This is a genomic window from Mesorhizobium sp. M1163, assembly GCF_040318415.1.
GTDB lineage: Bacteria > Pseudomonadota > Alphaproteobacteria > Rhizobiales > Rhizobiaceae > Mesorhizobium.
Window position 1 is genome coordinate 214,178 of the sequence record NZ_JAMYMF010000001.1, and the last position, 26,510, is coordinate 240,687.

Here is a 26,510-nt window from a genome sequence, read left to right on the forward strand (position 1 = left end):
TTTGATCCACTATCGGTTGCACGATTTTTGCAGCCGGCAAGGAACAATCCGGGAGGAAGGCGGTTTGGCACGAAGAACTTACCTTCAACAGCATAGGCAGCGGTTTCGTGGGATCGAAGAAAGTTCGAATCGGTATAGTCGGCGTCGGCAACTGCGCTTCCTCCCTTGTTCAGGGCATCACCTATTACCGCGACGCAAGGAGCAATGAGCCCATACCCGGGCTGATGCACGCCGATCTTGGCGGCTACCATGTCAAGGACATTGAAGTGGTCTGCGCATTCGACGTCGCCAAGGGCAAGGTCGGACGCGATGTGGCAGACGCGATCTACAGCGCGCCGAACAATACTTTCCGCTTTGCCAATGTAGCGCCTACCGGCGCTCGCGTCGAACGCGGACCGACGCTGGACGGCATCGGCAAATATCTGCGCGACGAGATTGAGGAGGCCGACGAGCCGGTCGCCAATGTCGGCAAGATCCTCGCCGACAGCGGCGCCGAAATCCTGGTGTCCTATCTGCCAGTCGGCTCGGAGGAGGCAACGCACTTTTATGCCGAGTGCGCGCTCGATGCGGGCTGCGCCTTCGTCAACTGCATACCAGTCTTCATCGCCTCGCGGCCGGAGTGGCGCCGCCGCTTCGAGCAACACGGCCTGCCGCTGATCGGCGACGACATCAAGAGCCAGGTCGGTGCGACGATCGTACATCGTCTGCTTGCCAACCTGTTTCGTGAGCGCGGCGTGCGTATCGATCGCACCTACCAGCTCAATTTCGGCGGCAACACCGATTTCCTCAACATGCTGGAGCGCGAGCGGCTGGAATCGAAGAAGATCTCAAAGACGCAATCCGTCACCAGCCAGATCGATGTTCCCTTGGAGCCCGGCAACATTCACGTCGGGCCGAGCGACCACGTGCCGTGGCTGACCGACCGCAAGTGGGCCTATATCCGGGTCGAAGGCACGACCTTCGGCGGTGTGCCGCTGAATGCCGAGCTCAAGCTGGAAGTGTGGGATTCGCCCAACTCGGCCGGGGTCGTGATCGATGCGGTGCGTTGCGCCAAGCTGGCGCTCGACCGCGGCATCGCAGGCGCGCTGACCGGTCCCTGCAGCTATTTCATGAAATCGCCGCCCGAGCAGTTCACCGACGCGGAAGCCCGCCAGCGCACGCTCTCTTTCATCGCCGGTAAGGACGAGCCGATGCTCGATGCCGCGGAATGACGACGACGTTCTTTCTGGTCCGCCACGCCGCGCATGACAATGTCGGCTGTTATCTTGCCGGACGGATGGCGGGCGTTTGCCTCGGCGAAGCCGGCAGGGCACAGGCCTCGCATCTGGCTGACCGTATGGCACGCGAGGCGATAGCGGCAATCTTTTGTAGCCCGCGCGAACGCACGCAGGAGACGGCCAATCCGATTGCGCTCGCCTGCAATGCCGGTGAAATCGTGATCCGCGAGGAACTCGATGAGATCGACTTCGGCACCTGGTCGGGAAAGACCTTCGAGGAACTGAACCAGGATGCCGACTGGCGGGTGTGGAACGACCAGCGCCAGCAGGCGAGAACACCGAGCGGCGAGACCATGCTGGACGTGCAGCAACGCGTCGTGTCGCTGATCGAGCAGGTCCGCGGAACATACCAGAACCAGTGCGTTGCACTGGTCAGCCATGCCGACGTCATCAAGGCCGCCGTGTGCAAAGTGCTCGGCCTGTCGCTGGGGAACTGCTTTCGTTTCGATATCGACCCAGCATCGATCACCACGGTTGTTTGGGGAGACTGGGGGTCGAAGCTGATCAGACTCAACGAAGCTGCCTGACGAGGAATTGCCGGATGCGCATGGTCATTTTCGGTCTTACCGTGACATCGTCGTGGGGCAACGGGCACGCCACGCTGTGGCGCGGATTGATCCGGGCGATGGCCGGGCTGGGCTGGTCCATCACCTTCTTCGAACGCAACACTCCCTATTATGCCGGGACGCGCGACCTCGACCAGCTGGATGGCGGCAGCATTGTCCTTTATCCGGACTGGCAGGACATCCAGAGCGCTGCCGAGCAGGCGGTGAATGAGGCCGATGTCGTCATCGTCACCTCCTATTGCCCCGATGCGGTGAGCGCGTCGCGCTTTGCCCACCAGGCCTGTCGCGGGCTGAAGGTCTTCTATGACCTAGACACGCCGGTGACGCTGGCGCGAATCGAACAAGGTGAGCCTCCGGCCTATTTCGGGCCGGAAGGGCTTCGGGATTTCGACCTCGTGCTGAGCTACACGGGAGGAACCGCGATCGATGCGCTGAAGACGATGCTGGGCGCGCGCCGCGTCATGCCACTCTACGGCCATGTCGATCCAGAGCGACACCGGCCGGCCCCGCCCAAGCCGGAGTTTGCCGGCGACCTTTCCTATCTCGGGACGTATGCGGCAGACCGCCAGACCGGGGTCGAAAGGCTGCTGGTCAGTCCGGCTGCGCGCCTGCCGGATCGCCGTTTCATCATTGGCGGCGCACAATATCCGCAAGAATTCCCGTGGAGCGACAATATTTTCTTCGTCCGTCACCTGCCGCCCGCCGAACACCCCGCCTTCTTTTCATCATCACGGCTGACCCTGAACGTGACCCGCGAGGCGATGGCCGAAAGGGGCTGGTGTCCTTCCGGCCGGCTATTCGAAGCCGCCGCTTGCGGTGCTGCGATGGTGAGCGACACGTGGCCGGGACTGGAGGCCTTCTTCCGGCCCGGCGAAGAGATCGTCGTGGCCAACAGCACCGACGACGTGGTCGCCGCGCTCGACCTGCCCGACGCCGAGCTTGACGCGATCCGCCGCCGAGCGCGCGAGCGGGTGCTGGACGAACACACCTCGGCGCGGCGGGCGAAGGAATTCGACCGCATCCTGTCCGATGCACTGCACGGCTCCACGCATGGCGAGCCGTTGAAGGAGGCAGTTTGATGTTGGGCATCGTGCCCGCAGCCGGACGGGGAAGCCGCATCCAGCCGCTCGGCTTTTCGAAGGAGCTTCTGCCGGTCGGCAGCCGCATCGACGGCAATACCGAGCGGCCTTGCGCGGTCAGCGAATACCTGGTGCGCCGCATGGTGCGCGCGGGGGCTGACAAGATCTGCTTCGTCATCGGCTCGGGTAAGTCGGATATCCTCGAATATTATTCTGCCGGCTATGCCGATGCGGCCGCTCTGTTCGTGGTGCAGCCCTCTCCAGTCGGCCTTTGCGACGCCATCTTCCGCGCCGCACCACTCGTCGCAGCCGACGAGACCGTTCTGGTCGGGTTGCCCGATACGATCTGGTTTCCCGAAGACGGCTTCTTAGCGCTTCCGGACGACGGCCTGTCCTTCCTGCTGTTTCCGGTGGACCAGCCGGAATTCTTCGATGCCGTCGTTGTCGACCAGAACAGCCGGGTGAAGCAAATCCAGGTCAAGCAGCAGAATGCCGCGTCGAACTGGATCTGGGGTGCGTTCAAGATGCCCGGCCACACCCTTCACCGGCTTGCCGCGCTGTGGCGGGAGCGGGACCGGTGCGACGAATATATCGGCACGCTGGTCAATGCCTATCTGGCCGCCGGGGGTGAAGCGCATGGCATCAAGGCTGGCACCGCCTATGTCGACGTCGGCACCTTCAACGGCTATCGCACGGCACTTCGGCTGCTCGAAAGCGCCGCCGGTACCAAGGACGACCAAGCCGCCATGACGCTGCCCGGCCACCAGCACGTCCCTATCCTCGCAGGCGAAGGAGGCTAGCCATGCTGCATTCCGATGCCGAAATCCGCCGCCGCATCGATGCGCTCGGCCCATGGTTCCACAATATGGAGCTGGCCGGCGTGGAAACGGCTCCCGATCATTTCCTCGGCAATTACCCGCTGATCAAATGGCGCAAATTCGCCGACGCCATTCCCGCCGATCTTTCCGGCAAGGCGGTGCTCGACATAGGCTGCAATGCAGGTTTCTACTCTATCGAGATGAAACGCCGCGGCGCCGGTCGCGTGCTCGGCATCGACTTCGACGAGGCATACCTTGCGCAGGCGCGCTTTGCCGCTGAGGTTGCGGACTGCGACATCGAATTCCAGCAGCTCTCGGTCTACGACGTTGGCGCGCTGCGTGAGCGGTTCGACATCGTGCTGTTCATGGGAGTGCTCTACCATTTGCGCCATCCCTTGCTCGCTCTCGATCTGATCCGGGAGCACGTTGCCGACGACCTGATGATTTTCCAGTCGATGCAGCGCGGCAGCACCGACGTGCCGGCACTCGAGCAGAATTATCATTTCTGGACGCACGACCTGTTCGACCGGCCGGAGTTCCCAAAGCTGCATTTCATCGAGCATCGTTATGCCGACGACCCGACCAACTGGTGGATTCCCAATCGCGCCTGCACCGAAGCCATGCTGCGCAGCGCCGGCTTCGAGATCGTGCTGCAACCCGAGCAGGAGGTCTATTTCTGCCGCACCGCCGACGTACCGGCCGGCGGCGGCGCCATCTACCCGTCGAAAGGACAGATAAATGATTGAAGCCGCGATGATCTGGAACGAGCCAAACAACAAATCCCACTGGGATCCAGAGCTCGATCCCGACTGGAGCCGCTTCGCCAACATGGCAATCCTGGCCGCCGACGCGATAGCGTCGGAGAATCCGGCCTTGACCAAGGTCCTTGGCGGCATCTCGCCGATCGACGCCGCCTTCATAACACGGATGCAGGAATTCGGCGTGCTCGATCATGTCGACGCGGTCGCCGTGCACGGCTTTCCGCTCGACTGGAACCTCTGGCAGATCCACGAATGGCCGCAGAAGATTGGCGAAATTTCGGCTGTCACCGATCTTCCGGTATGGGTCAGCGAGGTCGGCGTGTCGACCTTCGGTGCCGAGGAGGTACAGGCCTGGGGCCTGCGCCGGACAGCGGAACTGCTGATCGGCAACGCACCGCGCATCCAATGGTATAGCCTCTACGACCTGCCGCGCGAATGGGAAGCGACGACGCGCCATCGCGAGGCGGAAGGCTCTTCCTACTACCGCCATTTCTACATGGGCCTGCTGCGCCAGGACGGCACGCCAAAGCCCGCGCTCGAGGAATTCCTGCACCACGCGCCGGCAATGGGACTGGTGCAGTGGTTCCATTTCGAAGATCACCGGCTGGATGACGCCGTCGCCTGGATGAAACGGCTCGGCGTCACCAATCTGCGCACCGGGCTTTCCTGGGCCGACAGTTTCAGGCCGAACGCACTTGACTGGTTCGACCGGCAAATGGAGGCGTTGGCCGACTTCGACGTGACGGTCACCTTCTGCTTCACGCCGGAACACCGCGGAATGATGCCGCACCACGCCAGCCCGCCGCTGGTGCCGGCGGAATTCGCCGAATTCTGCGCGGCAATGACGCGCCGCTATGCCGGCAGCATCGCTGCCCCTTCCGCCGGCAGGCAGCGCGCCTCCGCAGCGTGAGGAGCTTCGGCTCGCCAGCCATGACGCTCACCGTCCTCAACGTCGCCTATCCCCTCGCCCCGGTCGGGCCGGATGCGGTCGGCGGCGCCGAGCAGGTGCTGTCGATGCTCGATCAGGCGCTCGTACAGGCCGGACACCGTTCGATCGTGATTGGCTGCCAGGGCTCGAGCGCTGCCGGCACTCTCATCGAGACGCCGGCCGAACCGGCTGTGCTCGATGAAGCGGCGAAGCGCCGGGCCCAGCGTGCTCATCGCGCAGCAATAGCTACCGCGCGCGCCCGTTGGCCAATCGACGTGGTACATTTGCACGGCATCGATTTCGACGCCTATCTGCCGGGCGATGGGCCGACATTGGTGACCTTGCATTTGCCGCTCGACTGGTATCCGGCCGACGCTCTCAATCCGGCGCGGGAGGACCTGTGGCTGCATGCGGTATCGGCGGCTCAGCAAAGAACCGCGCCGCCGGGCGCCAGGCTGATCGGGCCGATTCCCAACGGAGTGGACGTCGACGCGCTGAGCGAGCCGCAGGCCAAACACGAGTTTGCGCTCGTGCTCAGCCGCGTCTGCCCGGAAAAGGGCATCCATCTGGCGCTGGACGCAGCCAAGAAGGCCGGTGTGCCGCTGGTCGTCGGCGGAAAAGTCTACTCCTACGAAACCCACACCGCGTATTTTCGCGACGAGGTCGAACCCCGGCTGGACGACCGGCGCCGCTTCCTTGGTCCCCTCGGCCTTGTCGCCAAGCGGCGCCTGCTCAACACAGCCCGCTGCCTGGTCATCCCGAGCCTTGCCGCGGAAACCAGTTCGCTCGTCGCCATGGAGGCGCTCGCCTGCGGCACCCCCGTGGTGGCCTTCCCGAATGGCGCACTGCCGGATGTGGTCGAGCACGGCAAGACCGGGTATCTGGTCGGGGATGTCGACGAGATGGCGGAAGCCATCGTTGCCGCGTCCGGCCTGGATCCCGAGACCTGCCGGGCCGAGGCGCGGCGCCGCTTTTCACTCGACCGCATGGTCTCCTCCTACATGGACGCCTATCGGGCGCTGGCACGGCTCGGCACAGACAGCGGACAGCTCGCGGCGGCGAAGTGAGCGGGACATGCTCCGCAGCGAGATCATCGACGATGCGGCGGGCCTCGAAGCCCTCGGGCCACACTGGTGGGAACTCTGGTCGCGCAGTCCCTCGGCGACGCCGTTCCAGTCTCCCGCATGGCTGGTGCCGTGGTGGCGGACATTCGCTCCTGGTGAGCTTGCGACGGTCGCCGTCTGGAGTGGCGATGACCTGGTCGGCCTGGCGCCACTCTATCTGGAACACCGGGAAGCTGGCGCGCGATTGCTTCCGCTTGGGATTTCGTTGAGCGACTATCTGGACCTCCTTTGTCTTCCCGAGATCGCCGAACCGGTCGGCGCCGTCATCGCCGGCTCGGTTCTTTCCATCGGCTGGTCACAGTGGATCTTGCCGGATCTGCCGACCGACGGTGCCGGCCTCGCCATCTGCCATGCCGCGCTCGAAACAAGCCAGGCTGTCAGCCACGCTGCTTGCCCGGTGCTTTCCCTCACGGGCGATGAGACGCTTCTCACCTGTGTTCCGGCGCGGCGACGGCGCCAATTGCGCCGCGCCCATAGAGCCGCTTCGAGACGTGGCCGGGTCTCCATCGAGCCCGTTTTGTCCGATCCGCAGACATTCCTCGATCATTTGATCCGCCTTCACCGCGCGCGCTGGGCCGGACACGGCGACGGCGTCCTGTCCGACAGCCGGGTGGAAGAATTCCATCGTCAGGCGCTGCCGCAGCTGGTTGCTCAGGCACTTGCCCGATGCTGGCTTGTCGCTATCGGTGGCGCGATCGTGGGCGCTTATTACGGGTTTCATCATCGAGGCCGCGCTTACGCTTACCTCGGTGGCTTCGATCCGGCCTATGCGGAGGAAAGTCCCGGCGCGCTGCTCATCGGCCAGGCGATAAGCCAGGCGATCTGCGAAGGCGCGGAAGACTTCGATTTTCTGCGCGGGCAAGAGGCCTACAAATACAGCTGGGGCGCCGTCGACCGGTGGACGCTGCGCAAGATCTGGACGCGGAGCAAAGGGCGGTGAACGCGACCCGATCGAGATCTCGGCGGGCGACATCAGCAACACAGGTGCTGGAGGAGTGCATGGCAGATGGTGCCGGCGTCGAAGCCGTCATCGCCAGGCTGGCTCTCCGTTTCGAGACAGGAATCGACGCCGTAGAACTGGCGACGATTGCGCAAAATATGCACTCGGCCGACCCGCGAAAGACGGCGAAACTACAGCGGATTGCCGGCCTGCTTCAGCGCAGGCCCGAGATCTTCGCCACGCTGCGCAAAACAGGTGCTGCGGTTCGGCACGAACGCGGGGAGGACGAGACCGACGATGCGGTGGTCAAGCGGCTGGCGGCAGGATTTGACGCGGCGGCGACGATCTCCCCGGCGGCGAGCGTCCAGCTGTCGTCGCTGGGCAATGAGGAAAAGCTCTCGGCCGCGACGGCTGAGATCGTCGCATGGCTGGAGAGGCGAGGCTTTACCGGCACTGACCGCGACATACTGGACATCGGCTGTGGCATCGGTCGGTTCGAACAGGCGCTCTCCGCTCTATCGCACCGGATCGTCGGCATCGACATATCCGTGGCGATGATCTCGATCGCCCGGCGGCGATGCGCCGGGCTCGGCAATGTAGAATTCCGCCCTACCCGCGGTTTCGATCTTGCCGATTTTCGCGATGCCAGCCTCGATCGCGTGCTGGCCGTCGACAGCTTTCCCTATCTGGTGCTGGCCGGCCTCGCGGAACGGCACTTCATGGAAATCGCCCGCGTGCTGAAGAGGCCGGGCATCGCTGTGCTTTTGAATTATTCCTATCGCGGACAGCCGGCGCTGGATCGCGCCGACGTTCGTAACTTCGCCAATGCAAATGGCATGCAAGTCCTCGTCGACGGGGAAAAGCCGTTCCGGCACTGGGACGGCGATGCCTTCCTGCTTACGATTTCCGGCGGAACATTGCGGCCCAACGCTGGTTCGGATGCCGAACGGGAAAAGCCGCTCGACAGTATGAAGGAGGACAAGATGGCGTCCGGCAGCAAGAAGCACATCGGCCGCGGCAGTCACGGCAAAGGCGCTGGCGCTGGCGCGATGACCGATCTTCCCAAGGACAAGATCGGAGAGAACGCCGTTCTGTCCAACAGAGACAAGAAGCAGCACACCAAGGAGCGTGGGCTCGACGGCAATCGGGTCAAGTCCGAGCAGTACCAGGATCATTCAGCGGATCGGCGGCCTGAAAACTGATCGTTGCGGCGGCATGTGGCTTGCAGCCGGCGAGCAATTGAAACGCAGCGAGAGCCCAACTGCTGACCAAGCTGTGCAAGGACCGAAGCCGGTCGCATGGAATAGCCTGCAAATTCTTGCAAACTCGCACTGTTGCCACCAGAGTGAGGTGAAGGGACCAACATTTGCCAAGAGAACGCGATGTCTCGCTCAAGGGAAGATTCCGTCAGCACGCGTGCCGATCTGACGATAGACCGGGAAATCGCTTCTTTGCTTGCGGCCATCGAACAGGAAAGGGTTCCTGACCGGCTGACCAAACTTGCGATCGAATTGCAGCACGCGCTTGTGGAAAGACGATTGCGCCAAACCAGCAACTAACGTCACATGTATATTAGCGGCGCCTCTCGGCTTCGAAGTCCAGTTGTCCTTCGGACAGGTAGCTGCGCCTTTCCATCAGCGTTTGCGAGGAACTTTCGCCAAGGTATTCCAGCACGCCGGCGCGTGCCCTGTTGAGCCGGCTTTTCACCGTTCCGACTGCGCAACCGCATATTTCGGCCGTTTCCTCATAGCTGACGCCCAGCACGCCTATCAGCATCAGAACCTCGCGCTGGTGCTCGGGAAGGCTCTGGATGGCCTGGTGGACTTCCTTGCCCTGTACCGACCATTCCTGCGTCGCTTCCGAGATCGGCCGCAGCGAAGCGCAGTCGAGCAGGCCTGGCGCTTCCCTCACCGCGGCTCTGACACGCGTGTAGTAGGTGTTGCGCATGATGGTGAACAGCCATGACTTCATGCGCGTTCCAGCTTCGAACTTGTCGATGTTGGCCAGTCCCTTGGTCAGCGTCTCCTGGACCAGGTCGTCGGCATCATCGGGAGTGCGGCAGAAGGTGCGGGCGAAAGCCCTTAAAGCGGGTATGAGGTGGACGATGGAAACTTCTTCGGTTTCGCGGGTCGCGAAGGCGTAGGCTGTGGGTGGCAATGGTCCAGCTCCCGTCCAGAATGAGTTCGTGAGCGCAGACCAGTTAAATGCATTGGGCGAAAGATCGTTCCGGTTGGCGAAAATCACCTGGCTCCAGAAACCGGAGGGGCTTGGCTGGGCGATCCAGCCGACGGCGATATTTTTGACGGAACAACCACCGGTGTCGCGGAGTTCGAATCGAGGTCTGCGAAAATCCGGGGCGCCGCTACTGGCGCGAGCCTTGGCCGCCACCTCAAGGACAGCCCGCCACCTCAAAAACAGGAGGAATCCATGACAGGAAACAAGCACGTTAAAGGCAAAACGCCGGCCGATAGCGACCTCGCCAACGATCCCGGCATCGGCAGTTCCAAGGGTACGATCAAGGAGGGCGACCGGCTCGATCAGGGCGACAACACGTTCGAAGGTGATGTCGAGAACGACACCACGCCCCAAGGCGGTATCAATCCCCGGCAGAAGATGCGGACCAACAAATAATGGCACGACCGGCCGCCGCACGATCGAACAAACCCGCTGCAACCCGTGCAGCAATCCCGCGTTAAAGAGCATCGGCCTCTGTCCGTCCCGAGCGTTGATGCGACAGGCTCTTTCGCGGAGACACAGATGACAAAAAAATCGTTTGGCCGCCCCGTTCCAATTCTCGTCGGCCTTGGTTTCCCTCGCCATGTCGAAAATGTCTGGCAGGCCTATGACGTCTTGAACGAATGGCCGAGCCGCGGCCCGGCGCACAAGGCGGCGTTCGACGCCTGTCGCGCCGGGCTGGCTAACGAGGTCGATACCCAGACGGTGCGCGCGGCGTTCGAAGCATTCGCCCGCAAGGCGGGCATTCTGGCGCACGATATGACGACCGAAACACCAGCACGCATTACAACACCTGCGAAGGCTCACGACGTTTGGCTAAAACGCCCATCGGACGGCCCTCCAGACCCTGGAGAAACCCAGCTTACTTGAAGCGGCCAGCTTGCTTGAACCGGGAGGAATACGGTGCTGAGAATAGAGTTCGATACTCCTGTTTGCATCTATTTCGGCAAGCCTGGGCGATCGCGATTGGTCAGTTCCGTTTTCGAAGCATTATATTGCCTGAAAAGCGAGAAATGGCCGGCGCGCAACGCGCCGCTGTCGCTGATGGCGGCAGATTTATTGAATCGCGCCCGGACCGGTGAAATCACGGCCGCCAAAGCCCGCCAAGCATTTGTCGACGCCGCTTGGGAGGCGAACATTCTTGTCGAGGGCGAGCCGCATGATGCGCATGCCCCGACAGCCTTCATGTCCGACATCGAGTGAGCCGGCAGGCTGCCTCCCGGCAGTTCCGTCCAGCGCCAGCTTATCACGAATGGCTGGCGTTCTCGGCCTTTTTCTCGCGCTGCTGCCTGAGGACCTCGTCGGTTCCGACGAGCTTCTTCGATCCGCCGGGGATCGCGGTGGAGACGACCGACGGCGGGTCGCTCGCCGGGAAAGAATCCTCCAGACCAGCCTGCAACTGGTCTTCCAGCGTCTGCGGCTCTTCAGAGCGGCCGGGAGTCCTTCGAGTATCTACGTTCTCCAGCGGCTGTGTCATATCCGGTGACGACTTGACGTCTCGAATCCAGCCATAGAGCTGTTCGATGGCAAATTCCTTCATCGTGTCGAAATCGGCTTTCTCGTCACGCGATGCTTCGATTTGGTCGACCATGGTCTTCTCGAAACGTTCGAGGCTATCGCTTCCGCAGGCCCGGCAGAGACGCACCAGCGCCTCGCGCAGTATGAGGGGCGCAAAGTGCGCCGTTGCCTCAAGCCTGAGCTGCTGCAAACGCTCTGGGGTGGCGGCTTGGAACTTCGACATGTTCGACCTCTCGCCTTGTGGAGCATGTCAACGAAAATTGTCGATGGATGTTCCATAAGGGCGGCCGCCGGTGCCATCGCTCGATCCTCAGCGGTGTGCGCCACCACCGAGTGCCATGCGGACACCGAGGCCGACAACGAGGCAGCCTGCCACGCGGCGCTGCCAGAGCCTTACCTTCGGTCGTTTCATAATCCAGGCCCCGAAGGTGCCGGACGCGAGCGCATATGTGCCTAGCACCAGCGCACCGGTCATTTTCTGTGTGCCACCGAGCAGCAGCAATTGCAGCGTGACCGATCCGCGAGCAGGATCGACGAACTGCGGAAGGAATGCCACCATAAAGGTTATCGGCCAGGGATTTATCAGATTGGCGATCATTCCTTCACGCGCGGCCGCAAGCGGTCCGACATTGCGCGGCTCGTCGACGGCGACGCTATCCGACCGTAATAATACCATACGCGATCCAAGCCAAACCAGATAGGCTGCGCCCGCCCAGCGAAGCATCGCAAAGGCAAGGGGCGATGCCTGGAGCAGTGACGATATGCCGAGGGCAAGGAGCGGCAACTGGACCATTCCGGCGCCGAGGGTCATGCCCAGAACGGTGAACAGGGCAACGTCCCGGCCCTGTCCGACGCCACGCGCCATCACCAGCAGACTGTCAGGCCCTGGCGGCATCTGCATCAGGATGACCGTCCCGCCAAAAGCCGCCCACGACGCGAGATCCATGCCGCTACTTCGACCCGGTTTCGTAAGACGGCTTCCCGCCACCCTTCAACCGGCCGGCATCTCGCATCATCTTGAGCGCTTCGTCCCTGGTCAGGCCACACCTGCGGGCAAAGAAATTGATCTCATAGACCTGCTCGGTCGAGAGGCAATCTTTGGCTTGCACTCTTCGCTTGTGTTTGCGTCCACTCATACACGCTGGATCCGGTATAACTTAGCCTTCCCAACTCACATCGGGCCAGCCGGTTCCCCACGGCTTCGTCGCTTCCGCTGGTTTTCAGGCGCCGTCGGGCCGGCCGACCTTGTCCTTGAGTTCGTTCAGGAATGCGAGCAGCGCGTCCTCTGGATCGTCGGCATCCTCGGTCAGCATATCGATGCCCCAGCGTCCGAGGACGGCCTCCTGGACGATGCTTGGCTGCGGCATGAAGATGAAGGATTTTGGCCGATTCTTCTCATAACCGGACCGGCGCCAGGTCTGCCAAAGCCTGTGCAGCAGCAGACGGATGTTCATATCGGACATGCTGTAGCCGATGAACAGGATGGTACGCCCGAGCGCGTCGGCGCGAAACTTCACGTCGAGCGCCGAATCGAACGAAAGCCGGTCGAAATAGTCGGTCTCCGCCAGGACTAGGGATTTGTCGTCGTCGAAATCGCCGTGGAATTTGATGATCTGGGTGACCTCGCCTGTTGTCTTGGGCAAGTCCTTTGCATTGGCCACTTTCACAAAGGGCCGGCCATGTATCTCGAAGGCAACCTCGAGGTTGCGATCATAATTGGTGGTGTAGATGATCGGAAAATCGAGCGACACGATAAGCTTGTGGATCGCCGAGCCCCGCACTTTTTCCCGCGATACGCTCCATTCGCGATCCATCCAGCTGCGCAAAGGGCCGAGGCTCCCCTGCTTCAGCCGGTAATATTCGGCAAGGGCCTGATAGTTGGCCTCCGGTGCGCCGATCATGTCCTCGTCGAGGCCGAGCTCGTTTTGCATGTGCTCGATGAGCTTTTGCCAGGACGGCAAGCCGACGCTCATCGACACTCCGGCTCCAACGAACAAGATCGCTCGTCGCTCTTTCACCGATTGAGCCAGTTGCTCGACTGCAGACAGCATCCGACACAACTGCGAACAGCGCCCTCCGTTCCGGCCGAGCCCGGACCACCGCGGGAATAACTCCAATTTGCGGTTGAATGAGAACGCCAGGATCAACTATCCCGAGCGCCGGCCGCCGAGTTTGGCCGACGGAATCCGACATTTATTTCATTCCATTTGGCACTTCTGCGCCTCTCGCGCGTTGGGAGTGTTCAACAAAGACGGCGCAGCTAATGGATCGCCATCGGATTGTCTCAGTAGCATTATGTCTGTTCCTGCTTACAATCGGCGCCGTCCAGCAAAAGGCTTGGGCTCAAGCACCTTGCCCGGCCGACCATGACAAATTGCTGGCCGCCCTCAAGGCCAACGTCAAAGCCAGCGGCGGCCCCGGCAATGGCGGCTTCGATACCAATGAATGGGCGGCAATCGTGGCTCGCGACGGAACTGTCTGCGCCGTCGCCTTCAGCGGGCCTACCGCCGACGCCCAGTGGCCCGGCAGCCGACTGATCGCCGCCGAAAAAGCCAATACGGCCAACGGGCTCAGCCTCGCGCAGATGGCTTTGTCCACCGCGAACCTCTACGCGCCGGTGCAGCCCGGCGGTCCTCTATTCGGCCTCCTGGCCACCAATCCGGTCAATCAGGCGGCAGCCTATGCGGGCGATCCTTCTACGTATGGAAGCTCCAGCGATCCATTGCTGGGAAAGCCCATCGGCGGTGTCGTCGTGTTTGGCGGTGGCCTGGCTCTCTACGACGGCAAGGGGATCGTCGGGGCCCTCGGGATAAGCGGCGATTCCTCTTGTGCCGACCACAATGTCGCCTGGCGGGTGCGGGCCGCACTCGGGCTGGACAAGGTACCGGCCGGCGTCAACCCAAACCGCAAGGACGCTATCATTTTCGACCTCGATCCCGGCGGCAAGAGCGCTTCCGGCTGGGGCCATCCATTGTGTGCCGGAACCGAGGCGGACGTAGCCGCAGAGCTTGGCGCCGGTGTCGGCGGGTCGATACGCTAATGAGGCAAGTGCGACAGGTGGCAGCGAAAACCAGTGTGTCAGCCAAAAGGGGAGAAAGGCCAATGGCTGCGATGCTGGGATGGACGCTGCTGGCAGGCTTCGCGCTAGTTACCACGGCGGTTGCTCAGTCAACGTCAAGCTTTGCGATAAATCCGCCGTCCGCAGCTGCTCCGCCCGACGACGGCCAGTGGGCGATGCCGGCAAAGAACTACGCCTCGACCCGCTACAGCGAACTTGCGGAAATCACCGAGGACAACGTCAAGAACCTGCAGGTGGCCTTCACATTCTCCACTGGCGTCAACAAGGGCCAGGAGGCTGCGCCCCTGGTCGTCGGCAACACGATGTACATCGTGACGCCGTTTCCCAACATCCTCTACGCGCTTGACCTTACCAAGCCCGGCGCGCCGATGAAGTGGAAATTCGAGCCCAATCCCGAGCCTGCGGCGCAGGGCGTTGCCTGTTGCGACGTGGTCAACCGCGGTGCGGTCTTCTTCGACGGGCGCATCTATTTCAACACGCTCGACGGCCATACCATCGCCGTTGATGCAGCCACCGGCAAACCGGTCTGGAACACCCATATCGGCAACATCAATATCGGCGAGACCATCACCATGGCGCCGCTGGTGGTCAAGGGCAAGGTGCTGGTCGGCAATTCCGGCGGCGAAATGGGCGTGCGCGGCTGGATCAAGGCGCTCGACGCCGGCGACGGGCACGTCGTCTGGACGGCCTACAACACCGGCCCGGACGCCGAGGTGCTGATCGGCCCCGATTTCAAGCCGCATTACGACATGGACAAGGGCAAGGATCTCGGCGTGACGTCATGGCCGCCCGATGCGTGGAAGATCGGCGGCGGCAATGTGTGGGGCTGGATCTCCTATGATCCGGATCTGAACCTTATCTTCCACGGCACCGGAAATCCCGGCCCGTGGAATCCGGATCTGAGGCCCGGCGACAACAAATGGACCGCCGGCATCTTTGCCCGCGATCCCGACACCGGCGCAGCCAAATGGTTCTATCAATGGACCCCGCACGACCTCCATGATTACGACGGCATCAACGAGCAGGTGCTGCTCGACATGACTTGGCAGGGCAAGCTCCGCAAGGTCCTGGTCCGACCGGAACGCAACGGCTATGTCTATTTGCTGGACCGCACGACGGGGGAGGTATTGTCGGCGGTGCCGTTCGGGCCTGTCAATTCCAGCAAGGGCGTCGACCTCAAGACCGGCCGGCTGATTGTAAATCCCGACAAAAAAACCGGCACCGGTAAGGTCGTGCGCGACATCTGCCCCACCGCATCCGGGCTAAAGGACTGGCAGCCTTCGGCGTTCTCGCCAAAGACCGGCCTGCTCTACATTCCGCACAATAACATGTGCATGGACGAAGAAGGCGTCGAGGTGAATTACATCGCCGGGACGCCCTATGTCGGCATGAACGTGCGCATGATTCCGGGGCCGGGCGGCAATCGCGGCGCTTTCACCGCCTGGGATGTCGCCGCCGCCAAGCCGGCGTGGAGCCTGAAGGAGAACTTTCCGGTGTGGAGCGGCGCCGTCGCCACCGCCGGCAATGTCGTGTTCTATGGCACGATGGAAGGCTGGTTCAAGGCGGTCAGCGCCAGGACCGGCGCGCTGCTTTGGCAGTTCAAGACGTCGTCCGGCATCATCGGCCAGCCGATCACCTATCGCGGCCCAGACGGGCACCAATATGTCGCGGTCCTTTCGGGCGTTGGTGGCTGGGCTGGGGCGATCGTATCCGGCGATCTCGACCCGCGCGACGCCACCGCCGCGCTGGGCTTCGTCAACGTCATGAAGGATCTGAAGGATGTAACCACGCCGGGAGGTACGCTGTATGTGTTCCGGCTGCCTTGAGACGATCGGCCGAGTTGCGCGGCCACGGAGAACGCGACCGCGGCGGCTTGCCGCCGCGGTCGGTGCACTGGCGCTCTCGCTTGTTGCCCCCCTTGCCGATGCGCGCGAATTGAGAATCTGCGCCGATCCCAACAACATGCCGTTCTCCAATGCCGCCAGGGAGGGCTTTGAAAACAAGATTGCCGAACTCGTCGCCGAGGAGCTTGGTGCGACTGTTTCCTACACATGGTGGGCACAGCGGCGCGGCTTTGTGCGCAACACGCTGAAAGCCGGCCTGTGCGATCTGGTGCCCGGCACACCCGCCAATCTCGAAATGCTGCGCACCACCGCGCCCTACTACCGGTCTTCCTACGTCTTCGTGACACGAAAGGATGCGCCGGAAATCACGTCCTTCAACGATCCTCGCCTGCGCGATCTGCACATCGGCGTCCAGCTGATCGGCGACGACGGCGCCAACTCGCCACCCGTCCAGGCGCTCGGGCGCCGCGGCATCGTCGGCCATCTCATCGGCTTCCCGGTCTATGGCGACTATTCCGCGCCGAACCCGCCAGCGCGCATCATCGAGGCGGTGGCGAATGGCGACATCGATGTTGCCGTCGTCTGGGGACCGTTGGCCGGCTACTTCGCCGCCAGGCAAAAAGCTCCGTTACGAATTACGCCGGTTGCGCCGCGTATCGACGGTCCGCTGCTGCCGATGATCTACGACATCTCGATGGCCGTGCGCCGCGACGACGATGCACTGCGCGGTGAGGTAGACGCAGCTATTGCCAAACACCGCGCCGAGATCGATATGATCCTGGCGGAATATGGCGTGCCTCGCCTCGACGGCGCCGGGTCGGCAGTGCGATGAACCGCGGCCTTCCATGCTTGCTGTCGGCGATGCTCGTCCTTGCCGCTTGCCAGCGCGAGGAACGCGACACGCGTCCACAGTCGGTGCTCGGCTCGGGCGACCAACCGGCGGCCGTGACGGCCCTCGAGCCGGGCGGCCAACGGCCGGCCTCGTCCGACAACAAGGCCGGCGTGTTCGAGGCCAACGCCTTCCACCTCAGCGAGGGCAAGCGTCTGTTCAACTGGTTCAACTGTTCCGGCTGCCATGCCAATGGCGGCGGCGGCATGGGCCCGGCCCTCATGGACCAGAAGTGGCTCTATGGCAGCTCGATCGAAAGCATCCACGCCACGATCAGGGACGGCCGGCCGAACGGCATGCCGAGCTTCCGCGACAAGATCCCTGACGACCAGATCTGGGAGCTTGCCGCCTTCGTCCGCGCGCTGAGCGGCAACGCGCCAAAGTCCGCTGCGCCGAGCCGCGACGACGACATGATGCCCCATCCATCCGAAAATCGCCTGCCGGACGCCGCGACGCTGGGGAAGTCGCCGTGAACCGCCTTCTTTGCAGGGTGTGCTGCAGCACAGCCTGCATGCTGCTCCTTGCAGGATGCAGCGGCTGGCAATCCGCGCTCGACCCGAAAGGCCCGGCCGCGGGCGAGCTTGCATGGCTGATCTGGTTCTTCACCGCGCTGTGCACGGCGGTCTGGCTTCTGGTGATGGCCGTGCTGATTACGCCATTGGCCCGGCGCCCGGCGCCGCTCGGCGATCCGCTTGTCCTCGACGCTGCCGCCGAGCGCAGCAAGATGCGAATTGTCGTCGCCGCACTCGCCGCTACCGCCCTGATCCTGGTCGGCCTGACGCTGCTGAGCTACTTCGCTAACCGGACGCTCGCCGCCATCGGCTCGGATGCGGCGCTGACGATCCGGGTGACCGGGCATCAATGGTGGTGGGAGGTGCGCTACGAAAACGATCAGCCGAACCGCATCCTGACGACCGCCAATGAAATCCATATCCCGGCGGGGGAGCCGGTGCGGCTTGTCGTGACCTCGACCGACGTCATCCATTCCTTCTGGGTGCCGAACCTCTCGGGCAAGCTGGACCTCATTCCAGGCCACGAGAACGTTCTCGATCTGAAGGCGGACAAGCCCGGCGTCTATCGCGGCCAGTGCGCCGAGTTCTGCGGCGCGCAGCACGCCAATATGAGCACCTTCATCGTCGCCGAACCCCGGCCCGTCTTCGACGCGTGGCTGAACGATCAGCTGCGGCCGGCGGTCGCTCCTGCCTCTGGCGAGGCAAAAGCCGGCCATGACCTATTCCTCAAACGGCCTTGCGTGATGTGCCACAAGATCGGCGGCACCATCGCCGGCGGTACGGTCGCTCCCGACCTTACACATATCGCAAGCCGGCAGACGCTCGCTGCCGGAACGCTGGCGATGAGCCGCGGCAATCTCGCAGCCTGGATAGCCGATCCGCAAGGGATCAAGCCAGGTGCCCACATGCCCGTAGTGGGACTAAACGGGGACGAGCTGAATGCGATCGTAGCCTATCTCGAGGGCCTGAAATGAGCAGCGCCGGCCTAGCCCATGAGCGTGACCTCGCCCAGCAACGCGCCGCAGCACAAAAGGGTGACCTAGCTCCCGAGCACGACGGTCCTCGCGATACCGGCCTCGACGACGCCAGCCTTGACCGCTGGCTGGCGCGGACATGGCAGACGGCACCGGGCATCATCGGTGCGCTCTCGAGCGTCGACCACAAAATTGTCGCGCGGCGCTACCTGATCACCGCCTTCTTCTTCCTGTGCCTCGGTGGCCTCAGCGCCGTTGCCATGCGCATCCAACTGTCGGGGCCGGAGCGCGGGCTGATCGGGCCCGACCGCTACAACCAGCTGTTCACCATGCATGGCGTAACCATGATGTTCTTGTTTGCAGTGCCGATCGTTCAGGCGACTGGCATCTACCTCGTGCCGCTGATGGTCGGCACCCGCAACATCGCCTTTCCGCGCCTCAATGCATTCAGCTTCTGGATTTATCTCTCCGGTGGCCTCTTCGCCTGGGTGTCGTTTGCACTCGACATGGCGCCCGACGTCGGCTGGTTCTCCTATGTGCCGCTGTCCGGCCCTGAATTCGGGCCAGGCAAGCGTTCCGACGTGTGGGCGCAGATGATCACCTATACCGAAGTGTCATCGTTGGCGGTCGCGGTTGCCACCATCGTCACCGTGCTGAAGCAACGCGCGCCGGGCATGTCGCTGGACAAGATTCCGCTCTACGTCTGGGCGATGCTGGTCACCTCCTTCGTGATCGTGTTCGCCATGCCGGCGGTCATGATCACGTCGACGTTCCTGATCCTCGACCGGCTGGTCGGCACCCATATCTTCAATCCCGCCGAGGGTGGCGACGTACTGCTCTTCCAGCACCTGTTCTGGTTCTTCGGCCACCCCGAAGTCTACATCATTTTCCTGCCGGCCACCGGCATGGTGTCCTCGATCATCGCCGCTTTCGCCCGGCGTCCGGTATTCGGCTATCTGGGCATGGTTCTGTCGCTGATTTCGGTCGGCTTTCTGTCGTTCGGCCTGTGGGTCCACCACATGTTCGCAACCGGCTTGCCGAAGCTCGGCGCGAGCTTCTTCACCGCGTCGAGCATGCTGATCGCCATCCCGAACGGGCTGCAGATCTTCTGCTGGCTGGCGACATTGTGGGACGGAAAGCCGATAGTCAGGACGCCGCTGCTGTTCGTGTTCGGCTTCTTCTTCACCTTCGTCGCAGGCGGCCTGACCGGCGTGATGCTGGCCTCGGTCCCATTGGACCTGCAAGTGCACGACACCTATTTCGTGGTCGCGCATTTCCATTACGTGCTGATCGGCGGGTCGGTGTTCCCGCTGCTCGGCGCGACCTATTTCTGGTTCCCCAAGATCACCGGCCGGATAATGAACGAGCGTCTCGGACGCTGGCACTTCTGGCTTGCCTTCATAGGCTTCAATGCGGCGTTCTTTCCGATGCACATTGTCGGGCTGTGGGGCATGCCGCGCCGGGTCTACACCTATCCGGCGGAGCTCGGCTGGGGCAACATCAACCTGTTCATCACAGCCGGCGCGGTCGTCCTGTTCCTGAGCTTCGTGCTGTTTACCATAAACCTGGTTCACAGCGCCTTGAGGGGCGCGCCGGCCGGGGACAATCCCTGGAATGCGGGCACTCTGGAATGGGCGACAATGTCTCCGCCGCCTAACTACAATTTCGCCCATATTCCGGTGGTTACACATGCCGAGCCGCTGTGGGCCGAACGCGATACGCTGCCGGTGGCGACTGGGCTTCGTGTCGACGTGCGCGAACTTGTTATTTCGACCGTGGCAGAGGCGCATCCCGATGTGCGCGAGAAGTCGGCGACGCCATCGATCTGGCCGTTATTCGCCGCCCTCGCCGTGGGCGCCACCTTTCTCTATTCGATCTTCAGCCCGTGGGCGGTGGTCTGGGGAGCCGGGCCGATCGCCATCACCTTGATCGGCTGGTTCTGGCCGAAAGGCGATCCGGAGGACGAGGAATGAAACAGCGCCCGGCCGCGGATCTTTCCGAACTCCCGACCTTCGGGCTCGGACCGCGCAGCCCGACCTGGTGGGGCACCCTCGCCTTCATGGCGCTTGAGGGCACTGGTTTCGCGCTCGCCGCAGGCGCCTATCTCTACCTTGCCTACCTGTCCCCCGAATGGCCGCTCGGCGTGCCGCCGCCCAACCATTGGCCGGGCACCATCGTCATGCTGTTGCTGCTCGCCAGCGTGGTGCCCAACCACATACTGAACCGCTACGCCGAAGCCTGTGCCATGGTGCCGGTGCGCATCGGCCTGCTGGTGATGTCGCTGCTCGGCATCGCACCGCTTGTCGTGCGCTGGTTCGAATTTCCGGCCCTCAACATTTATTGGGATACCAATGCGTATGGCTCGATGCTGTGGGTGCTGCTCGGCCTCCACACCACACATCTGATCACCGATGTCGGCGACACGCTGGTGCTGACGGTTCTGATGTTCACGCGCCATGGCTATAGCGGCCGGCGTTTCGGGGATGTGGGCGACAACGTCTTCTACTGGGATTTCGTGGTCGCGACCTGGATCCCGATCTATCTGTTTATTTACTGGACGCCGAGGCTGGGTTGAGATGCGTGCGGTTCGGTACGGAACTTCCTGGGGTGGGCTGTTGTCGGGGCCATTGGCCTGGGCGGTATCGACGCAACTGAACTACGCGGTTGTCGAGTGGCAGTGCGCTCACAGGATTGCGATCATCCCCGTCATTGCGTTGGTGTTGGCGGTGCTGGCCTTGCTCGGCGGCGCGCTTTCGTGGCGGGCGCGACAGCAAGGCGGCGCCGCCTTCAAACCGGAGCGTACGCGCGGCACCGAAGATTTCGTCGCCAATGTCAGTATTCTAAGCGCGGTGCTGTTTACGCTGGTAATCGTCATGCAGGGCGCTGCCTCGCTCATTCTTGACGGCTGCATACGATGAGCTTCGAGGCGCTCTTCTCGACCTCGATCTGCTACGGTGCCGGCGCCCCTCAGGCCGGTTGGACGCTGGCGCTGCCAATTACGCTGCCGTTGGCAGCGATCGCACTGCTTTACACCGCTGGAGCCGCTCGGTTGTGGCGGCGGAGTGCTCGCAGCCGCCCGTTGCGGCTGTGGCAAGCCCTGCTGTTCGCGGCCGGCTGGGTCATTCTGGCAGCAGCGCTGGTCAATCCGCTCCATGCATTGGGTGAGCGCGTTTTCACCGCCCATATGATCGAACATGAGCTGCTGATGGCGGTGGCGGCGCCCTTGCTGGTCGCCTCCTGTCCGGCCGCGGCGATGATGTGGGCATTGCCGATCAAGCTGCGGCAGGCGCTGGGCACAGCCGGGCACGCCAAGATGCTGCGAGCGGTTTGGGTCGCCATCAGCCGCCCTGCAGCCGCCACCGTCCTGCACGGCGTCGCGATATGGGCGTGGCACGTTCCGGCCCTGTTCGAGGCAGCGCTTGGACAGGGTGCCCTGCACTATGCGCAACATGCCAGCTTCCTCGGTAGCGGCCTGCTGTTCTGGTGGGTGCTGCTGCCGCGCCCCGGCCGCGAACAAGCCTATGGCAGCGCGGTCATGCACCTTTTCTTCACCTCGCTGCACACCGGCCTGCTCGGAGTGCTGCTGCTGGTCTCGCCAAGGCTGTGGTACCCGGAAAACGCCGCCGGCGCAGAATTGTGGAGCCTTAGTCCGCTCGAGGACCAGCAACTCGCCGGTTTGGTGATGTGGGTTCCGGCCGGCCTGATCTATGGCGGCGCGGCGTTGCTGCTGGCCGGCCTGTGGATCCGCTCGAGCAGCCGAAAGGAGGCGCCGCATGCGCTTCACGCTGTCTAAAGCCATAATCGGCGCTGCGGTAATTGTCGTGCTCGTTGCAGCCCTGGCCGGGATTGCGTTGTACTTCGAGCAAAGCCGTCGGGTCGAGCAGAAGGCCGACAATGCGACCGGCGGTGTCGGCGCCCGCGCCATACCGATCATGATGGCCAATGGCTGCGCCGGTTGCCACACCATCACCGGCGTTCCCGGAGCGCAAGGGCTGGTCGGCCCGCGCCTCGACGCCAGCTTGGCCAACCGGGTTTACGTCGGCGGCGTCTTGTACAACAAGCCGGAAAACTTGATCCGCTGGATCCGTGCGGCAAGGGAGATCAGCCCGCATACGGCAATGCCTTCGACCAGAATTTCCGAGCAGGAGGCGCGGGACGTGGCTGCCTACCTCTATTCGCTCAAATGAAAGTCATTGCTCGCCGCGTCGCGACCACAGGCCACGACCGGGATCATAAGCGGCCGCCGCGGCGAGGAAGAACACGACGAGGCAGGCCAGAACTACTTGGCATGAGACCGGCTCGAAGCGCAGATAGAGCGCGAAGCGGATCAGCTCGACTGCATGGCTGAACGGATTCAGCGCTGCGACCGTCGCAAGCACCGGACCAGCCTCGGCAAGTCGCCACAGTGGATAGAGCGCGGTCGAGGCGAAGAACATCGGAAAGATGACGAAGTTCATCACCCCGGCGAAATTCTCCATCTGGGCCGATACTGACGAGACGAGCAGGCCGAAGGCGCCAAGCATCAGCCCGGACAGCACCAGCGCCGGCAGAACCGCGAGATAGCCGAGCATCGGTGGCCGCACGTCCCAGTAGCGCGCGATCAGCAAGAACAGGTACACGAGCGGCAGGCCGACGACCACACTGGCGAGCAGGCGAGCGCCGAGCAGATACCAGCGCGGCAGCGGCGCGGTCAGCAACAGACGCATGCTGCCCATTTCGCGGTCATAGACCATTGCCAGCGAACTGGCCATGGCGTGGAACAGCAGCATCATCGCGGCCAGCCCGGGCACCACATAGACTTCATACAGCACATAAGTCTGGTAAGGCGGCGTGATCGACAGGCCGAGCACGGAGCGGAAGCCGGCGGCGAAGATGGCCAGCCATACCAATGGCCGGGCAATCGCCGAGATCAGGCGGCCGCGCTGGCGCAGCGTGCGAAGCAGTTCTCGCTGCAAGATGCCGATGAGCGCCCGCAGCGCATGACGGGTTATCATACCGACTCCGTCAAGCGAGCGAACGCGTCTGCCATGCTGCCGACGCCGAGTTCGGCGGTAATGCGATCGGCGCGGCCTGCCCATCGCACCCGGCCGCCGTGAAGCACGACAACATCATCTTCGGCAGTCACCTCCTCAAGGAAATGCGTCGCCCACAATACCGCAATGCCGCGTTCGCGGCATAAGCCGCGAACATGCTGCGCCAGTGCCCGGCGCCCGGGCACGTCCAGTCCGGTGGTCGGCTCGTCGAGCAGGAGAAGGCGCGGCTGGTGCATGAGCGCACGGGCGATCTCGACACGCCGCCGCTGGCCGCCCGACAATGAGCGGATGGGATCGCCGAGCCTGTCGAGGACTTCGAGGCGGCCGAGTTCCTCGCGTGTTCGGACCTTGGTAACGTCGGCGGCAAGACCATGCAGGGCGGCGTGATAGCGTAGGTTCTCGCCCGCCGTGAGATCGAGATCGAGCGTCTGCTGCTGGAAGACGACGCCCATCTTGGCGAGCGCGGTCGCAGGGTCGGTGCGCATGGCGTGTCCGAACACTTGCACCGAGCCAGAACGAGCGTGATAGAGACCGGTAATCAGCGAGAACAAGGTGGTCTTGCCGGCGCCGTTGCGACCAAGCAGGATGCACATCCTGCCCTGCTCGACCGAGAAGGAGATAGCGTCGAGCACCCGCCGGTCCTTGAAACTGTGCCCCAGATTGTCGAGCGACAGCGCTTTCATGGCCCAACCACGACGCCCCACGGACCGCGCCCGACCGGCAGCGATTTGACCACCTCTTCATTCTCAAGGTCGATGACCGAGATATCGCCGGAATTGCCGTTGGCGCTGAATAGGCGTCTCTGATCGTCTGCCAGCGCGACGTGCCATGGCCGCTGGCCGACAAGATAAAGGCGGCGCACCGCCAGCGTGGCCGTGTCAATCTCGGCGATCCGGTTTGAGGGACCCAGCGCGACATACGCAGTGCCGCCGTCACGCGACATCTCGATGCCGACGGCCTGGACGCCGTCGCGGCGAATACCCGGCACCTCAAACTGGACCTTGCCGGTTTCAGCCCGTGTTAAGGTGTCGAAGACCGTCACCGTGCCGCGGATCTCGGAAGAGACCCAAAGCCGCTTTGCGTCCGGGGAGAACGCCGCGGCGCGCGGTCGCGTGTCGACCAGCAAATTATCCACGAGATCGAGCGTGCCGGCGTCGATGAGATGCAGCATGCTCGTCGTCTCCGAGGTGCAGGCGACGTAACGGCCGTCCGCGCTGACCGCCATTCCCTCGGGCTCGACACCGACATCGACGTTGCCGATGACCTTGGCCGAGGCGATTTCCACTACCGAGACCAGATTGTCGTTCTCATTGGCGACAAACAGCCGCTTGCCGTCGGGATGCACGACGAAGAATTCCGGATCGGCTCCCGAAGGCAGTTGGCCGACCACTCGTCTCTTGGCAAGGTCGACGACATCGATGCGATTGTCGTCGCCGACAGCGACAAAGAGGGTCTTCTTGTCAATGGAAAGCGCCAGTCCGCGCGGCCGCCGTCCGACGTCGATCGTTGCCGAGAGGCTCATACTTGCCCCGTCGACGACGGCAACCGCATTGTCCTGTTCGTTCGACACGTAGACGGTTTCGGCAGCAACAGGACCGACCGAGATAAGCACGGACACCACCAGGAGGATTGCGGTCAAAAGCGGCATGCGCTCTCCTCGAGATCGATGCCAAGCGTGTCGAGCGGCGTCCGCTGATGCAGGAAGCCGGGCTGCGGCGAGGCGGAGACCAGCAGGCGAGGCCCAGCAATCAGGATCGGCTGCCGCAGTTGCCCGTCCCATGGACGAAAATTGAGCCCTTGGCCTTTGAAACCGGGGAGAAGAAAATCGTCGCCGCGCATGTAGCCGGCGATGGCTGACGGATCGACGCTGCGCAGCCGCGTCGCGGCCTCGCCGACGCTGCGCACGGCGAGCCAGGCGGCATAGTCGCTCGGCGTCATCCATCGCCCCGCCTGCTTCCGGAAGCGGTCCTGCAACTGCGTCGCTCCCCATTCCTCGGTGACGGCGCTCCAACCGGCCGCAACCAGCCCTTGCGTGCCGGCGACCGGTCGCGGCAGTGCCGTGCGGTCATCGAGATAGGCGCCGAATTCGTCAGCCTCGTCGGCGACGACCAATACATCGTAATCGGCGACCTGCGTGGCGGCCGGTATTTCTGACTGCAGCGTGACATGGCCGGTATCAGCGCGTCCGTTCGCCGGACGGAACGTCCATGGCTGGTCGACGGTGATTTCGGCCCCGAAACGTTGCGCCGCGCGGCGAAAAGCGGCGGCCATCGCTTGGTCGGCAGAATGCGTGCCGACAAGCAGGAACCAGCGCTGCCAGCGCTTCCACACCAGGTACTGCGCCAGGCCGTCGGCGAGCATGGCGCGGCTTGGAATGGTGTGTAGCAGGTTCTTCCTGCAGTCCTGCTGGCGCAGCGCATCGTCGGTAGCGCGGCTGTTGAACAGCAGCATCTTCTCGGCGCCAGGCGCCGCAAGCGCCTGCGTGAGCGGCACAGCGTCAAGATCGGCGACGACAAACGCAAGGCCGGCGCCAGCGAACTGGCCTATCGCGTCCGATGCCGCCTCGGCGGGCTTCAGCACTCGCTCCTCCAGCCGGAAATGCTGGCCGAGAAAGCGCCCGGTCGTATTGTCGTCGGCGATGCCAAGACGTGCGCCTTGCAGCCCGTCATCTGTCGCGAACTGGTCCAGCGGACCCAACGGTAAGGGCGGCTTGCGCGACTGGCCGAGATAGCCGATTACCACCGTCTGAGGCTCGGCAAGACCGGGAGCAGCGACGAAAAGCAACAGGGCAAGAACAGCAAGCGCCAGCCTCATTCCGCTGCAGCTCCCTCTCCCGCAGTGACTGACCGAGGCGGAGTTGGATTAATTCCCCGCCATTGAAAAGGTTCCACTCTGGATATTCACGGCCTTGTGGTGACGGCTGGTCAGATCTG

The 26,510-nt window shown here is 63.1% G+C and carries 32 protein-coding genes and 1 pseudogene; 23 read left to right on the plus strand and 10 right to left on the minus strand.

The window, feature by feature from the left end; all coding sequences use genetic code 11:
* Positions 1 to 107: 107 nt before the first annotated feature.
* The 10 genes and pseudogenes from NKH43_RS01000 (at position 108) to NKH43_RS01045 (ending at position 8,695) form a co-directional block, all read left to right on the plus strand.
* Positions 108 to 1,211, plus strand: a complete 1,104-nt coding sequence (locus NKH43_RS01000; protein WP_023716621.1) for an inositol-3-phosphate synthase — start codon at positions 108 to 110, stop codon at positions 1,209 to 1,211.
* Positions 1,208 to 1,804: a histidine phosphatase family protein gene (locus tag NKH43_RS01005; protein ID WP_023716620.1), complete on the plus strand. Its 597-nt coding sequence runs from the start codon at positions 1,208 to 1,210 to the stop codon at positions 1,802 to 1,804. Before NKH43_RS01000 ends, NKH43_RS01005 begins: the two co-directional genes overlap by 4 nt.
* A 14-nt stretch (positions 1,805 to 1,818) precedes the next feature.
* Positions 1,819 to 2,922: a CgeB family protein gene (locus NKH43_RS01010; RefSeq protein ID WP_023716619.1), complete on the plus strand. Its 1,104-nt coding sequence runs from the start codon at positions 1,819 to 1,821 to the stop codon at positions 2,920 to 2,922.
* Complete coding sequence (locus NKH43_RS01015; protein WP_023716618.1) at positions 2,922 to 3,722, plus strand: nucleotidyltransferase family protein; 801 nt, start codon at positions 2,922 to 2,924, stop codon at positions 3,720 to 3,722. The genes NKH43_RS01010 and NKH43_RS01015 overlap by 1 nt, the downstream gene beginning before the upstream one ends.
* A 2-nt stretch (positions 3,723 to 3,724) precedes the next feature.
* On the plus strand, positions 3,725 to 4,486 hold the full coding sequence (locus NKH43_RS01020) for a TIGR04290 family methyltransferase (protein ID WP_023716617.1): 762 nt from the start codon (positions 3,725 to 3,727) through the stop codon (positions 4,484 to 4,486).
* The gene (locus NKH43_RS01025; protein ID WP_023716616.1) at positions 4,479 to 5,411 is read left to right on the plus strand and encodes a glycoside hydrolase 5 family protein; all 933 of its coding nucleotides are present in this window, start codon (positions 4,479 to 4,481) and stop codon (positions 5,409 to 5,411) included. The genes NKH43_RS01020 and NKH43_RS01025 overlap by 8 nt, the downstream gene beginning before the upstream one ends.
* Before the next feature lie 20 nt (positions 5,412 to 5,431).
* A complete protein-coding gene (locus NKH43_RS01030; RefSeq protein ID WP_352856163.1) occupies positions 5,432 to 6,496 on the plus strand; it encodes a glycosyltransferase family 4 protein in 1,065 nt (354 codons plus the stop codon).
* 7 nt (positions 6,497 to 6,503) lie between these two features.
* Positions 6,504 to 7,493, plus strand: a complete 990-nt coding sequence (locus NKH43_RS01035; RefSeq protein ID WP_352715888.1) for a GNAT family N-acetyltransferase — start codon at positions 6,504 to 6,506, stop codon at positions 7,491 to 7,493.
* A gap of 158 nt (positions 7,494 to 7,651) precedes the next feature.
* A pseudogene (locus NKH43_RS01040) lies at positions 7,652 to 8,209 on the plus strand (class I SAM-dependent methyltransferase); the annotation flags it as partial.
* 267 nt (positions 8,210 to 8,476) lie between these two features.
* Positions 8,477 to 8,695, plus strand: coding sequence for a hypothetical protein (locus tag NKH43_RS01045; RefSeq protein ID WP_023717099.1), 219 nt, complete (start codon positions 8,477 to 8,479; stop codon positions 8,693 to 8,695).
* 189 nt (positions 8,696 to 8,884) lie between these two features.
* On the opposite strand, the gene NKH43_RS01050 is transcribed toward NKH43_RS01045, so the two are convergent.
* Positions 8,885 to 9,058, minus strand: a complete 174-nt coding sequence (locus NKH43_RS01050) for a hypothetical protein (protein WP_156947993.1) — start codon at positions 9,056 to 9,058, stop codon at positions 8,885 to 8,887.
* Positions 9,059 to 9,065: 7 nt separating this feature from the next.
* On the minus strand, positions 9,066 to 9,650 hold the full coding sequence (locus NKH43_RS01055) for a sigma-70 family RNA polymerase sigma factor (protein ID WP_036244131.1): 585 nt from the start codon (positions 9,648 to 9,650) through the stop codon (positions 9,066 to 9,068).
* A gap of 270 nt (positions 9,651 to 9,920) precedes the next feature.
* On the opposite strand from NKH43_RS01055, the gene NKH43_RS01060 reads away from it, so the two are divergent.
* The 3 genes from NKH43_RS01060 (at position 9,921) to NKH43_RS01070 (ending at position 10,931) form a co-directional block, all read left to right on the plus strand.
* On the plus strand, positions 9,921 to 10,124 hold the full coding sequence (locus NKH43_RS01060; protein WP_023716611.1) for a hypothetical protein: 204 nt from the start codon (positions 9,921 to 9,923) through the stop codon (positions 10,122 to 10,124).
* Positions 10,125 to 10,250: 126 nt separating this feature from the next.
* Positions 10,251 to 10,598, plus strand: a complete 348-nt coding sequence (locus NKH43_RS01065; protein WP_352715892.1) for a DUF982 domain-containing protein — start codon at positions 10,251 to 10,253, stop codon at positions 10,596 to 10,598.
* Positions 10,599 to 10,631: 33 nt separating this feature from the next.
* Positions 10,632 to 10,931 (plus strand): DUF982 domain-containing protein, encoded by a 300-nt coding sequence (locus NKH43_RS01070; RefSeq protein WP_084642356.1) that lies wholly within the window; start codon positions 10,632 to 10,634, stop codon positions 10,929 to 10,931.
* A gap of 43 nt (positions 10,932 to 10,974) precedes the next feature.
* On the opposite strand, the gene NKH43_RS01075 is transcribed toward NKH43_RS01070, so the two are convergent.
* The 4 genes from NKH43_RS01075 to NKH43_RS01090 form a co-directional block, all read right to left on the minus strand.
* The gene (locus NKH43_RS01075) at positions 10,975 to 11,469 is read right to left on the minus strand and encodes a hypothetical protein (protein ID WP_023716608.1); all 495 of its coding nucleotides are present in this window, start codon (positions 11,467 to 11,469) and stop codon (positions 10,975 to 10,977) included.
* An 87-nt stretch (positions 11,470 to 11,556) separates the two neighbouring features.
* Positions 11,557 to 12,192, minus strand: coding sequence for a LysE family translocator (locus tag NKH43_RS01080; RefSeq protein ID WP_352715896.1), 636 nt, complete (start codon positions 12,190 to 12,192; stop codon positions 11,557 to 11,559).
* Between the two features lie 4 nt (positions 12,193 to 12,196).
* The gene (locus NKH43_RS01085) at positions 12,197 to 12,355 is read right to left on the minus strand and encodes a hypothetical protein (protein ID WP_352810369.1); all 159 of its coding nucleotides are present in this window, start codon (positions 12,353 to 12,355) and stop codon (positions 12,197 to 12,199) included.
* 111 nt (positions 12,356 to 12,466) lie between these two features.
* On the minus strand, positions 12,467 to 13,297 hold the full coding sequence (locus tag NKH43_RS01090) for an SIR2 family NAD-dependent protein deacylase (protein ID WP_023716605.1): 831 nt from the start codon (positions 13,295 to 13,297) through the stop codon (positions 12,467 to 12,469).
* 212 nt (positions 13,298 to 13,509) lie between these two features.
* Here NKH43_RS01090 and NKH43_RS01095 point away from each other — a divergent pair, with 212 nt between their 5' ends.
* The 10 genes from NKH43_RS01095 (at position 13,510) to NKH43_RS01140 (ending at position 22,731) form a co-directional block, all read left to right on the plus strand.
* Entirely contained in the window at positions 13,510 to 14,286 is a 777-nt protein-coding gene (locus NKH43_RS01095; protein WP_023716604.1) for a heme-binding protein, read from the plus strand.
* A 62-nt stretch (positions 14,287 to 14,348) separates the two neighbouring features.
* A complete protein-coding gene (locus tag NKH43_RS01100) occupies positions 14,349 to 16,151 on the plus strand; it encodes a methanol/ethanol family PQQ-dependent dehydrogenase (protein WP_280940404.1) in 1,803 nt (600 codons plus the stop codon).
* Positions 16,132 to 17,001, plus strand: a complete 870-nt coding sequence (locus tag NKH43_RS01105) for a substrate-binding domain-containing protein (RefSeq protein WP_352856166.1) — start codon at positions 16,132 to 16,134, stop codon at positions 16,999 to 17,001. Before NKH43_RS01100 ends, NKH43_RS01105 begins: the two co-directional genes overlap by 20 nt.
* On the plus strand, positions 16,998 to 17,531 hold the full coding sequence (locus NKH43_RS01110; protein ID WP_023716601.1) for a c-type cytochrome: 534 nt from the start codon (positions 16,998 to 17,000) through the stop codon (positions 17,529 to 17,531). Before NKH43_RS01105 ends, NKH43_RS01110 begins: the two co-directional genes overlap by 4 nt.
* A gap of 38 nt (positions 17,532 to 17,569) precedes the next feature.
* Positions 17,570 to 18,544: a cytochrome c oxidase subunit II gene (coxB, locus tag NKH43_RS01115; RefSeq protein ID WP_352482828.1), complete on the plus strand. Its 975-nt coding sequence runs from the start codon at positions 17,570 to 17,572 to the stop codon at positions 18,542 to 18,544.
* Positions 18,541 to 20,517: a cytochrome c oxidase subunit I gene (gene ctaD, locus NKH43_RS01120; RefSeq protein ID WP_352856168.1), complete on the plus strand. Its 1,977-nt coding sequence runs from the start codon at positions 18,541 to 18,543 to the stop codon at positions 20,515 to 20,517. Before coxB ends, ctaD begins: the two co-directional genes overlap by 4 nt.
* Positions 20,514 to 21,119 (plus strand): cytochrome c oxidase subunit 3, encoded by a 606-nt coding sequence (locus NKH43_RS01125; protein ID WP_352482830.1) that lies wholly within the window; start codon positions 20,514 to 20,516, stop codon positions 21,117 to 21,119. Before ctaD ends, NKH43_RS01125 begins: the two co-directional genes overlap by 4 nt.
* A gap of 40 nt (positions 21,120 to 21,159) precedes the next feature.
* Positions 21,160 to 21,462 (plus strand): hypothetical protein, encoded by a 303-nt coding sequence (locus NKH43_RS01130; protein ID WP_352547417.1) that lies wholly within the window; start codon positions 21,160 to 21,162, stop codon positions 21,460 to 21,462.
* The gene (locus tag NKH43_RS01135) at positions 21,459 to 22,337 is read left to right on the plus strand and encodes a cytochrome c oxidase assembly protein (RefSeq protein ID WP_352482832.1); all 879 of its coding nucleotides are present in this window, start codon (positions 21,459 to 21,461) and stop codon (positions 22,335 to 22,337) included. Before NKH43_RS01130 ends, NKH43_RS01135 begins: the two co-directional genes overlap by 4 nt.
* Positions 22,318 to 22,731 (plus strand): c-type cytochrome, encoded by a 414-nt coding sequence (locus NKH43_RS01140; RefSeq protein ID WP_023716595.1) that lies wholly within the window; start codon positions 22,318 to 22,320, stop codon positions 22,729 to 22,731. Before NKH43_RS01135 ends, NKH43_RS01140 begins: the two co-directional genes overlap by 20 nt.
* Before the next feature lie 3 nt (positions 22,732 to 22,734).
* On the opposite strand, the gene NKH43_RS01145 is transcribed toward NKH43_RS01140, so the two are convergent.
* Genes NKH43_RS01145 through NKH43_RS01160 form a run of 4 tightly spaced genes read right to left on the minus strand, consistent with a single transcriptional unit; the run spans position 22,735 to position 26,391 of the window.
* Entirely contained in the window at positions 22,735 to 23,538 is an 804-nt protein-coding gene (locus tag NKH43_RS01145) for a lanthanide ABC transporter permease protein PedC (protein WP_023716594.1), read from the minus strand.
* Positions 23,535 to 24,260 carry a lanthanide ABC transporter ATP-binding protein PedB/LutE gene (locus NKH43_RS01150; RefSeq protein WP_352856171.1) on the minus strand — a complete coding sequence of 242 codons (726 nt, stop codon included), beginning with the start codon at positions 24,258 to 24,260 and terminating at the stop codon, positions 23,535 to 23,537. Before NKH43_RS01150 ends, NKH43_RS01145 begins: the two co-directional genes overlap by 4 nt.
* A complete protein-coding gene (locus NKH43_RS01155) occupies positions 24,257 to 25,225 on the minus strand; it encodes a PQQ-dependent catabolism-associated beta-propeller protein (RefSeq protein WP_352856173.1) in 969 nt (322 codons plus the stop codon). Before NKH43_RS01155 ends, NKH43_RS01150 begins: the two co-directional genes overlap by 4 nt.
* The gene (locus NKH43_RS01160; protein WP_352856175.1) at positions 25,213 to 26,391 is read right to left on the minus strand and encodes a lanthanide ABC transporter ABC transporter substrate-binding protein PedA1; all 1,179 of its coding nucleotides are present in this window, start codon (positions 26,389 to 26,391) and stop codon (positions 25,213 to 25,215) included. The genes NKH43_RS01155 and NKH43_RS01160 overlap by 13 nt, the downstream gene beginning before the upstream one ends.
* Between the last annotated feature and the right edge of the window lie 119 nt (positions 26,392 to 26,510).

What these genes read in the sequence shown, in the direction of transcription:
- NKH43_RS01005 (WP_023716620.1), top strand. Translation starts at nt 1,208, where the DNA reads ATGACGACGACGTTCTTTCTGGTCCGCCACGCCGCGCATGACAATGTC.
- NKH43_RS01010 (WP_023716619.1), top strand. Translation starts at nt 1,819, where the DNA reads ATGCGCATGGTCATTTTCGGTCTTACCGTGACATCGTCGTGGGGCAAC.
- NKH43_RS01015 (WP_023716618.1), top strand. Translation starts at nt 2,922, where the DNA reads ATGTTGGGCATCGTGCCCGCAGCCGGACGGGGAAGCCGCATCCAGCCG.
- NKH43_RS01020 (WP_023716617.1), top strand. Translation starts at nt 3,725, where the DNA reads ATGCTGCATTCCGATGCCGAAATCCGCCGCCGCATCGATGCGCTCGGC.
- NKH43_RS01025 (WP_023716616.1), top strand. Translation starts at nt 4,479, where the DNA reads ATGATTGAAGCCGCGATGATCTGGAACGAGCCAAACAACAAATCCCAC.
- NKH43_RS01030 (WP_352856163.1), top strand. Translation starts at nt 5,432, where the DNA reads ATGACGCTCACCGTCCTCAACGTCGCCTATCCCCTCGCCCCGGTCGGG.
- NKH43_RS01035 (WP_352715888.1), top strand. Translation starts at nt 6,504, where the DNA reads ATGCTCCGCAGCGAGATCATCGACGATGCGGCGGGCCTCGAAGCCCTC.
- NKH43_RS01045 (WP_023717099.1), top strand. Translation starts at nt 8,477, where the DNA reads ATGGCGTCCGGCAGCAAGAAGCACATCGGCCGCGGCAGTCACGGCAAA.
- NKH43_RS01060 (WP_023716611.1), top strand. Translation starts at nt 9,921, where the DNA reads ATGACAGGAAACAAGCACGTTAAAGGCAAAACGCCGGCCGATAGCGAC.
- NKH43_RS01065 (WP_352715892.1), top strand. Translation starts at nt 10,251, where the DNA reads ATGACAAAAAAATCGTTTGGCCGCCCCGTTCCAATTCTCGTCGGCCTT.
- NKH43_RS01075 (WP_023716608.1), bottom strand. Translation starts at nt 11,469, where the DNA reads ATGTCGAAGTTCCAAGCCGCCACCCCAGAGCGTTTGCAGCAGCTCAGG.
- NKH43_RS01080 (WP_352715896.1), bottom strand. Translation starts at nt 12,192, where the DNA reads ATGGATCTCGCGTCGTGGGCGGCTTTTGGCGGGACGGTCATCCTGATG.
- NKH43_RS01090 (WP_023716605.1), bottom strand. Translation starts at nt 13,297, where the DNA reads ATGCTGTCTGCAGTCGAGCAACTGGCTCAATCGGTGAAAGAGCGACGA.
- NKH43_RS01095 (WP_023716604.1), top strand. Translation starts at nt 13,510, where the DNA reads ATGGATCGCCATCGGATTGTCTCAGTAGCATTATGTCTGTTCCTGCTT.
- NKH43_RS01100 (WP_280940404.1), top strand. Translation starts at nt 14,349, where the DNA reads ATGGCTGCGATGCTGGGATGGACGCTGCTGGCAGGCTTCGCGCTAGTT.
- NKH43_RS01105 (WP_352856166.1), top strand. Translation starts at nt 16,132, where the DNA reads ATGTGTTCCGGCTGCCTTGAGACGATCGGCCGAGTTGCGCGGCCACGG.
- NKH43_RS01110 (WP_023716601.1), top strand. Translation starts at nt 16,998, where the DNA reads ATGAACCGCGGCCTTCCATGCTTGCTGTCGGCGATGCTCGTCCTTGCC.
- coxB (WP_352482828.1), top strand. Translation starts at nt 17,570, where the DNA reads ATGCTGCTCCTTGCAGGATGCAGCGGCTGGCAATCCGCGCTCGACCCG.
- ctaD (WP_352856168.1), top strand. Translation starts at nt 18,541, where the DNA reads ATGAGCAGCGCCGGCCTAGCCCATGAGCGTGACCTCGCCCAGCAACGC.
- NKH43_RS01125 (WP_352482830.1), top strand. Translation starts at nt 20,514, where the DNA reads ATGAAACAGCGCCCGGCCGCGGATCTTTCCGAACTCCCGACCTTCGGG.
- NKH43_RS01135 (WP_352482832.1), top strand. Translation starts at nt 21,459, where the DNA reads ATGAGCTTCGAGGCGCTCTTCTCGACCTCGATCTGCTACGGTGCCGGC.
- NKH43_RS01140 (WP_023716595.1), top strand. Translation starts at nt 22,318, where the DNA reads ATGCGCTTCACGCTGTCTAAAGCCATAATCGGCGCTGCGGTAATTGTC.
- NKH43_RS01145 (WP_023716594.1), bottom strand. Translation starts at nt 23,538, where the DNA reads ATGATAACCCGTCATGCGCTGCGGGCGCTCATCGGCATCTTGCAGCGA.
- NKH43_RS01150 (WP_352856171.1), bottom strand. Translation starts at nt 24,260, where the DNA reads ATGAAAGCGCTGTCGCTCGACAATCTGGGGCACAGTTTCAAGGACCGG.
- NKH43_RS01155 (WP_352856173.1), bottom strand. Translation starts at nt 25,225, where the DNA reads ATGCCGCTTTTGACCGCAATCCTCCTGGTGGTGTCCGTGCTTATCTCG.
- NKH43_RS01160 (WP_352856175.1), bottom strand. Translation starts at nt 26,391, where the DNA reads ATGAGGCTGGCGCTTGCTGTTCTTGCCCTGTTGCTTTTCGTCGCTGCT.